At 59.0% G+C, this 10,921-nt stretch carries 12 protein-coding genes (1 of these 12 running past the window's edge); 8 read left to right on the top strand and 4 right to left on the bottom strand.

Features of this window, described 5'->3' with window-relative positions:
* Positions 1-277 carry the beginning of a transglutaminase-like cysteine peptidase gene (locus CLM58_RS03900; protein ID WP_095594574.1) on the bottom strand. Its footprint begins 317 nt before the window's first position, so 277 of the gene's 594 nt are visible here — the first part of the coding sequence; the start codon lies at positions 275-277; the stop codon falls past the left edge of the window.
* A 196-nt stretch (positions 278-473) separates the two neighbouring features.
* On the opposite strand from CLM58_RS03900, the gene CLM58_RS03895 reads away from it, so the two are divergent.
* The 4 genes from CLM58_RS03895 (at position 474) to CLM58_RS03880 (ending at position 3,437) form a co-directional block, all read left to right on the top strand.
* On the top strand, positions 474-1,712 hold the full coding sequence (locus tag CLM58_RS03895) for a 3-deoxy-D-manno-octulosonic acid transferase (RefSeq protein WP_095594573.1): 1,239 nt from the start codon (positions 474-476) through the stop codon (positions 1,710-1,712).
* 135 nt (positions 1,713-1,847) lie between these two features.
* Positions 1,848-2,264 (top strand): NUDIX hydrolase, encoded by a 417-nt coding sequence (locus CLM58_RS03890; RefSeq protein ID WP_233132972.1) that lies wholly within the window; start codon positions 1,848-1,850, stop codon positions 2,262-2,264.
* 77 nt (positions 2,265-2,341) lie between these two features.
* Positions 2,342-2,770 (top strand): DUF1178 family protein, encoded by a 429-nt coding sequence (locus CLM58_RS03885; RefSeq protein ID WP_095594571.1) that lies wholly within the window; start codon positions 2,342-2,344, stop codon positions 2,768-2,770.
* Positions 2,771-2,774: 4 nt separating this feature from the next.
* Complete coding sequence (locus CLM58_RS03880) at positions 2,775-3,437, top strand: SDR family oxidoreductase (protein ID WP_095594570.1); 663 nt, start codon at positions 2,775-2,777, stop codon at positions 3,435-3,437.
* A gap of 59 nt (positions 3,438-3,496) precedes the next feature.
* Here CLM58_RS03880 and CLM58_RS03875 read toward each other — a convergent pair whose 3' ends face one another.
* Together CLM58_RS03875 and CLM58_RS03870 are read right to left on the bottom strand one after the other, a co-directional pair.
* On the bottom strand, positions 3,497-3,922 hold the full coding sequence (locus CLM58_RS03875; protein WP_095594569.1) for a DUF4345 domain-containing protein: 426 nt from the start codon (positions 3,920-3,922) through the stop codon (positions 3,497-3,499).
* A gap of 230 nt (positions 3,923-4,152) precedes the next feature.
* Positions 4,153-5,154 carry an AraC family transcriptional regulator gene (locus CLM58_RS03870; protein ID WP_095594568.1) on the bottom strand — a complete coding sequence of 334 codons (1,002 nt, stop codon included), beginning with the start codon at positions 5,152-5,154 and terminating at the stop codon, positions 4,153-4,155.
* Between the two features lie 188 nt (positions 5,155-5,342).
* Between CLM58_RS03870 and CLM58_RS03865 the strand changes: the two genes are divergently transcribed.
* Both CLM58_RS03865 and ptsP read left to right on the top strand, forming a co-directional pair.
* Positions 5,343-6,581: an aspartate kinase gene (locus tag CLM58_RS03865; RefSeq protein ID WP_095594567.1), complete on the top strand. Its 1,239-nt coding sequence runs from the start codon at positions 5,343-5,345 to the stop codon at positions 6,579-6,581.
* Positions 6,582-6,592: 11 nt separating this feature from the next.
* Complete coding sequence (gene ptsP / locus CLM58_RS03860; RefSeq protein ID WP_095594566.1) at positions 6,593-8,842, top strand: phosphoenolpyruvate--protein phosphotransferase; 2,250 nt, start codon at positions 6,593-6,595, stop codon at positions 8,840-8,842.
* Positions 8,843-9,136: 294 nt separating this feature from the next.
* Here the strand turns inward: ptsP and CLM58_RS03855 are convergent, their stop codons facing one another.
* Positions 9,137-9,817, bottom strand: coding sequence for a DUF6639 family protein (locus CLM58_RS03855; RefSeq protein WP_143226517.1), 681 nt, complete (start codon positions 9,815-9,817; stop codon positions 9,137-9,139).
* Between the two features lie 313 nt (positions 9,818-10,130).
* Between CLM58_RS03855 and CLM58_RS03850 the strand changes: the two genes are divergently transcribed.
* Both CLM58_RS03850 and CLM58_RS17400 read left to right on the top strand, forming a co-directional pair.
* The gene (locus CLM58_RS03850) at positions 10,131-10,484 is read left to right on the top strand and encodes a carboxymuconolactone decarboxylase family protein (RefSeq protein WP_308422252.1); all 354 of its coding nucleotides are present in this window, start codon (positions 10,131-10,133) and stop codon (positions 10,482-10,484) included.
* A gap of 234 nt (positions 10,485-10,718) precedes the next feature.
* Positions 10,719-10,841 (top strand): hypothetical protein, encoded by a 123-nt coding sequence (locus tag CLM58_RS17400; RefSeq protein ID WP_268236436.1) that lies wholly within the window; start codon positions 10,719-10,721, stop codon positions 10,839-10,841.
* Positions 10,842-10,921: the final 80 nt, after the last annotated feature.

Raw genomic sequence — 10,921 nt, 5'->3', positions numbered from 1 at the left:
TGTCGGAAACAGGGCGCACCTTGCGGTTCACCTGCTTGTTCACCGCATCAATAACTTTCATATCGCGCGAGGTCAGTGCGGCGCGATCGCCACTTTGAGAACAGGCCCAGCTATAGCGGGTGCACATGTCTTTGGCGGCCTTCGGGGTTGGTGCTGCGAATTTGCTTGATAGGAACGCGCCTGCATTCGCTTGTACCTCACCGGTCGAGCCGCCAAGAACGGAAAGGGCCATGATGCCGGCCGTGGCAAGAGACTGAATTGTGCGCAGACTGATCATTGGTTCCACCTCAAAGACGATGCTCTAGTTTTCGCTGTTGATTCCGGCGCAAATAAGGACGGGTGGTGGCAATAGCTGGCTATTATCTGGCCCGAATAGCCGCGGATGTTTCCCAGCGCTTAACAAGCAGTGCCCCGCTTGTTCCCAAGCGATTTCCCGCGTAAGCCAAAGAATACACTGACCCAAGGACCCCGGCGTGCGACTGTACCAGTTGATCCTGACCCTGCTGTTTCCCGTGCTTCTGGCGCGGCTTTGGCTGCGTGACAGCGCGCCCGACCGGGCCGAGCGCCTGGCCCGCGGCACGTCTGAGCGCTCCTCGGGCGCAGTTTGGGTCCACGGCGCGTCGAACGGAGAGCTCACTTCAGCAAAATCCCTTATTTTACAACTGTCCCGGCATGGGCCGGTCTTGGTGACCTGCAACAACCCCACGGGGCGGGCACTTGTACAAGGCTGGGGGTTCGACGGGGTGACGGTGCAACTGGCCCCTCTGGACCTGCCCCGGGTTCTGGATCGGTTTATCGCGCAGAACGCCCCGCGCGGGTTGGTCGTGATCGAGAATGAGATCTGGCCGAACCGCATCGACGCCATGGCGCGGCGCGGCCTTCCGGTGATGGTGGTTTCGGCGCGACTGTCGCAGGGCAGCGCGCGCAATTGGGCGCGCCTATCCGGCCTTGCGCGCCACATTCTTGGCGCAATCCGGTTGCTTTCCGCCCAAGATGCAGGATCAGAGGATCGATTCCGGTCGCTGGGCCTTTCGGCCGATGCCATCGCGCCGCGGCTAAACCTGAAAACGACACTTTTACCGGATCCACCCGATGCTGGTGACCTTGCCGCGCTGTCGCCCGTTTTGGCCCGCGACAAGACCGTGCTTGCCGCCTCGACCCACCCCGGTGAGGATGAGATCATCCTGCAGGGGTTCAAGCTGGCCCTGCAACAGGACCCGGACCTGCGGCTGATCCTTGCCCCACGCCACCCCAAACGGCGCGAGGCGATCACCCGCCTGCTGACCGAAGAAGGCCTGACTTTCGCTGCGCGCTCGCTAATCCCGCGCCCGGCGCCGGATACGCAGGTCTACTTGGCCGACACTTTGGGCGAGATGGGACTGTGGTACAGCCTTGCCGGAACCACCTTCGTCGGAGGCTCGCTTGTGGATCACGGGGGGCATACGCCCTTTGAACCTGCCGCCTTCGGATGCGCCATTCTGCACGGGCCCTATTACTCGAATTTCAGTGACACGTATGACCGCTTGCGCACCGAAAACGCCAGCACGCTGGTTCAAACCCCGGATGAAATCGCTGCTGCGCTGCTGCGGTCGCCCAAGACGCAGGCCGCGATAGGCGAGGCCGCTCATGATCTGCTGCAGGACCAAAACGCCGCCAAGACGCTTGATTTACTGGTGGATCAGATCACCGAATTGTGCCCAAATGGTCAATAAGCCAAAGATTCACTCAGTTTGCCCCTTTAAGCCCGCTTTGCCCTAGCGTAAGCTTGTTTTTAAAGGAAAAGAGCAGTGGCAGTACATTCTGAAACCCAAATCCCTTTGTCATGGTCATTGGCAAGCAAACAGGACGTGCGCCTGCAGATTGGGGCGTTGTGCTACCGCGTTGTCCACGACAAGCCTGAGATTTTGCTGATCACCAGCCGCGAAACCCGCCGCTGGATCATCCCCAAAGGCTGGCCCATGCAAGGCCAGTCGCTGGCGCAGGCCGCCCGGACCGAAGCGTGGGAGGAGGCCGGTGTAGAGGGCAAGTCTTTCGACCGCCTTCTAGGCATGTATGGCTATCAGAAGAAAATGGAAGGTGGCCCGCCGCTGCACTGTATCGTCTCGCTCTATCCGGTGAAGGTCAAACGTCTGGCCGATGACTTTCCAGAGGCCGGTCAGCGCAAGCGCAAATGGTTCAGCCCCAAGAAAGCCGCCGCCAAGGTGAACGAGGGCGAACTGGCGCGCATCCTGAAAGATTTCGACCCGCGCCGCCTGCGCCGATAGGTCAATTGGCGCGATTGATTTTCGCACCAGAGTCTTTATCTAAAAACTCTGATTTCACATTAGAGGTCTCCGCTCGCATGATCCGCTATGCGCTCAACTGTAAAAACGGCCACCAGTTCGAAAGCTGGTTTCAGTCGGCAGAAGCCTATGACAAGCTTCTGGCTGCGGGCATGGTAAGCTGTTCGGTTTGCGGCGGGACAGACGTTGTAAAGGGCCTGATGGCCCCGCGCCTGTCGACCTCTGATACCCCCGAACCCACGGCCCCTGCCTTGACCGAAGAGACCTCTCCGGCGGAACAGGCGCTGGCCGAGATGCGCAAGAAGATCGAGGAAAGCTCTGACTATGTCGGCGCTGACTTCGCGACCGAGGCACGCGCGATGCACCTTGGGGACAGCCCCAACCGCTCCATCTATGGCGAGGCCAAAGTCGAAGAAGCCAAAGAGCTTCTGGAAGATGGCATTCCCGTGGTCCCGCTTCCCTTCACGCCATCCCGAAAGAACAACTGACTTCATGACTATTCTTATTACTGGCGCAAATCGTGGCATCGGGCTTGAACTTGCGCAGCGATATGCGGCGTCGGGCGAAAGCGTGATCGGAACCTACCGGACAACGGCGCCCGAGGGGCTTGATATCCGATTTGAGCAGCTCGAAGTGACCGATCCTGCCAGCCAAGCGGCGTTGGCACAAAAATTGGAAGGCAAGCCGATTGACGTGCTGGTCTGTAATGCGGGCGTCTATCACGATAAGGGTCAGAACCTTGCCGATGGCTACCCGGCCGACATGTGGGCCGACAGTTTCGCGGCGAATGTGACGGGCGTCTTCCTGACCGTTCAGTCGCTGCTGCCCAACCTGCAGGCCGCGGACCATTCGAAGATCGTGATCATCTCTTCCCAGATGGCGTCACATACGCGCGCACCGGGCGGCAGCTATATCTATCGCGCTTCCAAGGCCGCGGCGCTGAACCTTGGTCGGAACCTAGCGGTTGACCTGAAAGGTTTGGACATCTCTGTCGGCATCTATCACCCGGGCTGGGTGCAAACCGACATGGGGGGCGCCGCTGCCGAGATCACCCCGGTCGAGGCCGCCGCAGGTTTGAAAGACCGTATCAGCGCCCTGTCGCTGGAAACTACCGGCTGTTTCGAAACCTGGGATGGGCGCGAACACCCCTTCTAAACCCAAAAAAGGCGGTGCCCCGACGGACGCCGCCTTCCCCGTTTTCCAAAGTGGGTTGGTCAGATCAGGCCGATGGCCGAGTACTGCTGCGCCCCACCGATTTTGTTCTGACGCAGCGCGGCCAGGCATAGCCCGGCGATCACCACCTCAATGACCAAGGCCCCCAGCACGCTGCCAGAGGGCATTCCGTCAACGACAAGGCTGACAAGGCGCCCCACCGGAAAAGCCAGATAAACGGTCAATGCCGCCACAAAAGACAGCTGCGCCATAGCCGGCCGAAACAGGCCCGCCAGCATAATCGCACCAAGCGTGGCAATGCCTGCCCCGGGGGCGCGCAACTCGCTTAACATGCTGGGATCCGATCCTACGGCGATGCCATAGCTGTCATAGAACGCCTGTGGCGCAATCAGAATGAACAGACCGATCGCCAGCGCCGTGATGCCAGCAAGCCCGAGAGAGATTTTTTGAAACCGTGTCAGGGTCATGGGGTTTTCCTTTTTCGATAAGCATTTGGATGGGTTGTTCAGGCCGCAAAGGACCAGTTGCCCGCCAGCGCGGCGGAATGCGCTAAATCGGGGGGTGAATGGATGCGAACCGCGCCCACAACACTCAGCGACGCAGCCCAAGTGGCGGCTTCATACCAATCAAAAAGGGGCGTGCATTTGCAGGCCGCGCCAGAGTTTTGGCCCTGCGCGCCAAAAGGACGGGATACGGGTCAGTCGCGGCGCCGAGCGCTTGCAGGTGTCTGCCCGAACCAGCGTTTAAAAGCGCGATTAAACGCGCTTTGGTCGGAATAGCCGGTCAGAAACGCGATCTCGCTCAGCGCATAGTCGGTCTCATGCAGCAAGGTGCTGGCCAACCTCTGACGCGCCGCTGCCACTAGGTCCTGATAGGCCAGACCTGCGTCTGCCAGCCGGCGTTGCAGGGTCCGGGTGCTCATCCCCAGACGCTCTGCGACATATCCCAAGGTGGGGACACCCTCGCTCAGCGCCTCGGATATCTGGTCCATGACCTGCGCCGACAGGGACGAAGGATCCCCGATCTTGCCAAGCTCTGCATTCAGATGCGCGTCGAAAAAGGCAGAGATGCCCGCATCGCTGACGCGGTTAGGCCGTTGCAGAACGGCGGTTTCTATCTCTAGCGCATCACGCGGGCTGTCATAGTGGACCGGACAGCCGAAATGGGCTTGCTGCGCCCGATCATCCGCTGGCGCCCCCAAAGACAGGTGAACCGTCAGCGGGGTGATTAGCCCGGCGCTGACCTCTTTACTTAGGGCCAAGGCCGCCGCGACCGCCAGTTCGTTCGTCATGGTCAGGCCAAGGCGCGCAGGGTGATCCGGGATGACCTCCATCAGGGTCGTCGCCCCCCGCTCTACAACCCGGAAGTTCGCGATAGAGGTCACGACCTTTCCGAACCGCTCTACCCGTTTGTACGAGCCCAGAAGATCCGGCGCGGATTTGAACGCCAGCCCAAAGGCCCCATAGTCGTCGCACCGCATCGAGGCCCCGATCCGCACCGGAATCGACCGGCCCTGATCGGTCTTGGCCACCAGCGTTTCAAGCAGATCAAAGAATACGCTGTCAGGGATCATGGCCTTGGGGTCGAAAGGGGCCTTCGGATCAACCCTTGCGATCTGATAGAACCCGGCCCGCTGCACCCCATCAACGCCTGCCGCATCAATGGCCTTGTGAACGAAAACTTCCGAAATCCAACCCATGGCGGGAAAATAACATGGCAGCGCCCCATGTCGATCACCGTGATCAAGCCGACGCATTGAAACGCGGCATCTTGTCCACCACGGCAAAGCAAGGTCGAAACCCGACGCTGACTCCCCGGCCTCTACTTGCCCTTACGTTCATCTTCCCATAGGAAGCGCCCGGATAAACTCAGCAATCGGGAAGACCCATGCCTGTTCTCGTGATGAAATTCGGAGGCACCTCGGTGGCCGACCTCGACCGTATCGCCAATGCGGCGGCGAAGGTGAAGGCAGAGGTGGAACGTGGCTATGACGTGATCGTCATCGTGTCGGCCATGTCGGGCAAGACTAATGAACTGGTCGGCTGGGTCGATCAAACCTCGAAGCTTTACGATGCGCGTGAATATGACGCCGTTGTCAGCTCGGGCGAGAATATCACCGCCGGTCTGATGGCCCTGCGCCTGCAGGAAATGGAAGTCCCGGCGCGCAGCTGGCAGGGCTGGCAGGTGCCGCTCAAGACCAATGACGCGCATTCGGCCGCCCGGATCGAAGAGATCCCGACCGACAATATCAATCAGAAGTTCGGCGAAGGCATGCGTGTAGCTGTCGTCGCGGGCTTCCAGGGCATCGGCCCGGATGGCCGGATCACCACGCTTGGTCGTGGCGGGTCCGACACCACCGCTGTGGCCTTTGCGGCGGCCTTCGGGGCCGAGCGCTGTGACATCTATACCGACGTGGACGGGGTCTATACCACCGACCCGCGCATCACGTCCAAAGCCCGCAAGCTGGAAAAAATCGCGTTCGAGGAAATGCTGGAACTGGCCAGCCTTGGCGCGAAGGTTCTGCAAACCCGTTCCGTTGAACTGGCGATGCGCTACAAGGTCCGCCTACGGGTTCTGTCGAGTTTTGAAGAAAGCACCCCGGAATCGGGTACTCTGGTCTGCGACGAGGAAGAAATCATGGAAAGCAATGTTGTCTCTGGCGTCGCCTACTCCCGCGACGAAGCAAAAATGACCCTGGTCTCGGTCGCTGACCGTCCGGGCATCGCCGCTGCCATTTTTGGCCCGCTGGCCGAGGCCGGTGTGAACGTGGATATGATCATCCAGAACATTTCCGAGGAAGGCCGCACCGACATGACCTTCTCGGTCCCGGTCATTCAGGTCGAGCGCGCCAAGCAGGCGATGGAAGAGGCCAAAGAAGCGGGTGACATCAATTTCCACCATTTGGTGGCAGATCAAGACGTCGCCAAGATCTCTGTTGTTGGGATCGGCATGCGCAGCCACGCGGGCGTTGCAGCCAAAATGTTCAATGCACTTTCTGCTGAAGGCGTGAACATCAAGGTTATTGCAACCTCCGAGATCAAAATTTCCGTGTTGATCGACCGGAAATATATGGAACTTGCTGTGCAAGCACTCCATGATGCCTTTGAATTGGAACAGGCATCGTAAAACGGGGGCTTATGCCCGAAGCAACTGAAAGCAACAGTCGCAAGCTGCTTCGCCGCTTGCGTGATACCCTTGCCGAAACCGGCGAGGGTCAGGATCGGCTTGACCGGATTACCCACCTGATCGCCGATTCCATGGGCACGGAAGTGTGCTCTATCTACCTGTTTCGCGATAAAGACACGTTGGAACTTTGTGCGACCGAAGGCCTGAAAGCGGAATCGGTGCACCAGACCCGCCTGCGCAAGGGCGAAGGCCTTGTAGGCCGGGTTGCCAAGACCTCGAATGCAGTAAACACCGCCGATGCGCCTTCGGAAAAAGGCTTCCGCTATATGCCGGAAACCGGGGAAGAGATTTATTCGTCCTTCCTTGGTGTGCCGATCCAGCGTCTTGGCGACGGGCTGGGTGTGTTGGTCGTACAGTCCAAAACCGGCCGCCAGTTCTCGGACGATGAAGTCTATGCGCTGGAAGTGGTCGCGATGGTGCTGGCCGAGATGACAGAGCTGGGCGCCTTCACCGGCGAAGGCGAGGCGCTGAAGCCCCTGCACCAGAACCCGGCAATGATCCGGGGTGGTGTTGGTCAGGAAGGGGTCGCCACCGGCCATGTCTGGCTGCACGAACCCCGCGTAGTGGTCACCAACCCCGTTGCCGACGACCCGCACCTTGAACTGCGCCGCCTGAACGAGGCCGTCGATGCGCTGCGCGTGTCGGTCGACGATATGCTGGCGAAGAACAACACCGGCGACAAGGAACAGATGCAGGTTCTTGAAGCCTACCGGATGTTCGCCAACTCCAAGGGCTGGATGCGCCGCATGGAAGAGGACATCTCGCGCGGGCTGTCCGCCGAGGCCGCCGTCGAGAAAGAGCAATCTCAGGCCCGCGCCCGGATGGAGCAGGTCCCAGACCCCTATCTGCGCGAACGGCTGCATGACCTTGATGACCTGTCGAACCGCCTGCTGCGTATTCTCAGCGGTCAGGGGGCGGAAACCGGGGCCGAAATGCCCGCAGACCCAATTCTGGTTGCCCGTAATATCGGACCCGGCGAACTTCTGGAATATGGCCGGTCGCTGAAGGGCATCGTGCTGGAAGAGGGCTCTGTCGGCAGCCACGCTGCCATTGTTGCCCGCGCTTTAGCCATCCCGCTGATCATCCACGCCGAGAAGATCACGACCGAGGCGCTGAATGGCGACACGATACTGGTCGATGGTGAACAGGGCGTCGTGCACCTGCGCCCCGACGACAGTGTCTCTGCCGCCTTCCTCGACAAGATGGCGATGCGCACCAAAGCGATGGAGCGCTACGACTCGATCCGCGAACGTCCGGCGATCACCAAGGATGGCACCCGCGTCAAACTGACGATGAACGCAGGTCTGATGGCTGACCTGCCTTCGTTGGCGGGATCGGGCGCCGAAGGCGTGGGCCTATTCCGGACGGAACTGCAATTCCTGATCCGCAACCAGATGCCCCGACGCGGCGAACTGGCCGCGATTTATGGCCGTGTCATGGACGCGGCAGGCGACAAGCCAGTGGTCTTCCGCACGCTTGATATCGGGTCGGACAAGGTCCTGCCCTACATGAAGCCGCAGGACGAGCCCAACCCAGCCCTTGGCTGGCGCGCGATCCGCGTGGCGCTGGATCTGCCCGGCATCATGAAGATGCAACTGCAGGCGCTGATCCGTGCCGCCAATGGTCGCCCCCTGTCGATCATGTTCCCCTTCATCGCGCAGGCGACAGAGTTTCTGGCCGCCCGCGACCACGTCATGCGCGCGATAGAGCGCGAAGATAGGCTGGGTCATCCACTGCCGTCCGACCTGAAGATCGGTACGATGCTGGAAACCCCGTCCATCGCCTTTGCGGCCCGGCAGTTCTTTGAGCTGACCGATTTCGTCTCTATCGGTGGCAACGACCTGAAACAGTTCTTCTTCGCTGCCGACCGCGAAAACGAACGCGTGCGCCGCCGCTATGACACGCTGAACATCAGCTTCCTGCGCTTCCTTGAACAAATAGCGGAACGCTGCGCCGACACCAATACGCCGCTGTCTTTCTGCGGCGAGGACGCCGGTCGCCCGATCGAAGCCGTTACCTTGGCTGCCATCGGCATTCACAGCCTGTCCATGCGCCCGGCCTCGATCGGCCCGGTCAAACACCTGCTGCTGCGCACCGATCTGGCAGAGCTGAAACAAGTGATCGTTGAGGCCGGAAACGACGGCCGCATGTCCGCGCGTTCGTCTGTAATGGAATACTTGGCACAGAACAATCAAGCGTGACCGAAGCCCCGCGGTGCCTCCGCTCGGTTCGCGGACTGTGCGGCGAAGGTCTGGACTAAGCCCGAAGCAGTCTTTGAAGTGAGCATTCTGAACTGTTGTTTGACGCCTGTTTTTGCATCCGCTTTTTCGCCTGATCTCAACCCCAAGCCGCGACCCATCCAAAAAAGAACCGCGTTGGAAGAAGTATCAAGAGCTTGATGAAACGGCGGTCAAATTCAGCTCGACCAGTTTTGTCCAGATGAACCAATGGTAAGCCGCTATTGCTGCTTGTGCAGATGTTGTCGCTGAACCCGTTTATCTTTCGACCTGGAATGACGAACTGCCGTCGATAATACCCTCTATCGTCTCACACCCATTTGCTTCGAAAAATAGATAGGCGGTAGCCGCGAACCGCCTTGGCGCGATCCCGTAGATGAAAATGTCGATCAGGTCCGCAGAAACAGGAGGCTCAACGCCCCCCGCGTCAAGTAACGTCTTACGGTGCGTCGGTGACAAAGCCACCAATTCAAGGGCGCTTGCGATGTATTCATGATCGACTGGCGCGATATTTCGCCCCTCTGATGACTGATGGACCAAAGCATGGGCCAACTCGTGGGTCAGAAGTGAACGAAAGACCACATTATTCGGCAAAGCGGCATAGGCATCACCGGGTTCAAGATGGCCACGCAACAAGTCTGGGTCGATGACTAGGATTTGACTCTGGTTGCAATCAAACACTGCCAGACAGTCTCCGATGTTGTGAATCGGGCTATCGACAATTTTAATTTCAATCGGCTGCGTCTGGGATAGGCCACATATTTCCACGGCTTTTCGCGCATCCGATGCGGCCGTACAGGTTAAATCGCGAGTGGTGGCGTCTGCCGTACTGACCGAGAGAGCCGGATCATCGCACAGCAAAGGTTCAGCATCGACAGGCGCTCCAATAACAGCGGCAAGCAGCGCGCCAAGAAACACCGTTTTCTTAACCTCCTGCATTTTCAACTCCGTGCATGGAAGCCCCTCTGAAAGCAGCATACAGCTTAACCAACAGTTGGTCTTTCACCAATTACAGAACGCTGAAAACTGGGAAGTCTGGTTAGCCATCAGTCGCGTGAACATCCGCTTCGTCCGCACAACGGCCATACGCATAAAACGCCGCGAAGGTTTGTTTCCACGTCGCTGACAAACGCTTGGGCGCCCAGGTTCTTTCCGCGAAGGTCAACTCCACGGCCCTTTCTTGACCTAACTCAATTCCCAAAACGTCCGGTGATGGTAGAGCGGGTCAACAGCACCTGAAAGGACGCAAGAGTTGGCGAATACTTCATACCCCGACCTGACAAACGCAATCTCCAAGCAAGTTGGCCAATTGCGCAAAGACATCCCGAATACGATGAACGGTTTTTCGGCCATGGCGAAAAGCTCTATGTGCGATGGTATCCTGGAGGAAAAGACCAAGGAACTGATCGCGATGGGCATCTCTATTGCACTGCGCTGCGATGGCTGCATCGGGTTTCACACCAAGACCCTGATCCGTCTTGGCACCACCCGGGCCGAGTTCGAAGAAGCGCTTGGCGTCGCCGTTTACATGGGCGGCGGACCTTCCCTGATGTACGCGGCTCAGGCAATGGACGCGTGGGAGCAATTTGGCGGCGCGCAGGCATAGCCAATTCGCGCCGTGGCCATTTTTGGCCAGTTAAATCCGATCAAAAAACGGGACCACCGTGAACGCGCGGTGGTCCTGCCGCAACAATGAACACCTGCGTTGCCGCTTTGACAGGCTGCACCCATACCCGCCCCAAACGTTCCGTGTCCTGCCCCGGTTGCGCGCCGCATTCACCAAAAACGACACAAACTCGGATTTCCGTGATAGAAAACACTAGGGCAGGAGTTTTCAGGAATGGATCTGACAGGCGCGGCTTACTTCTTTACATTGGCCGGATTGTCGATGTCCTTTCTGGGCTTCACCTCAATCGTAGTGGTTCTGCACCAAAGCAGCGGCAATCCACTTTCTGCATTTTAGATTTTGATCACCAAGCTGTTCACTGAATTGGGGCTTATGGCCACCGCATTTTCCATGCTCGCACCAACGTTGTCATTGTT

It is taken from the genome of Actibacterium pelagium (assembly GCF_002285415.1).
GTDB lineage: Bacteria > Pseudomonadota > Alphaproteobacteria > Rhodobacterales > Rhodobacteraceae > Actibacterium_B > Actibacterium_B pelagium.
This window is presented reverse-complemented; position numbering and strand designations above follow the sequence as displayed.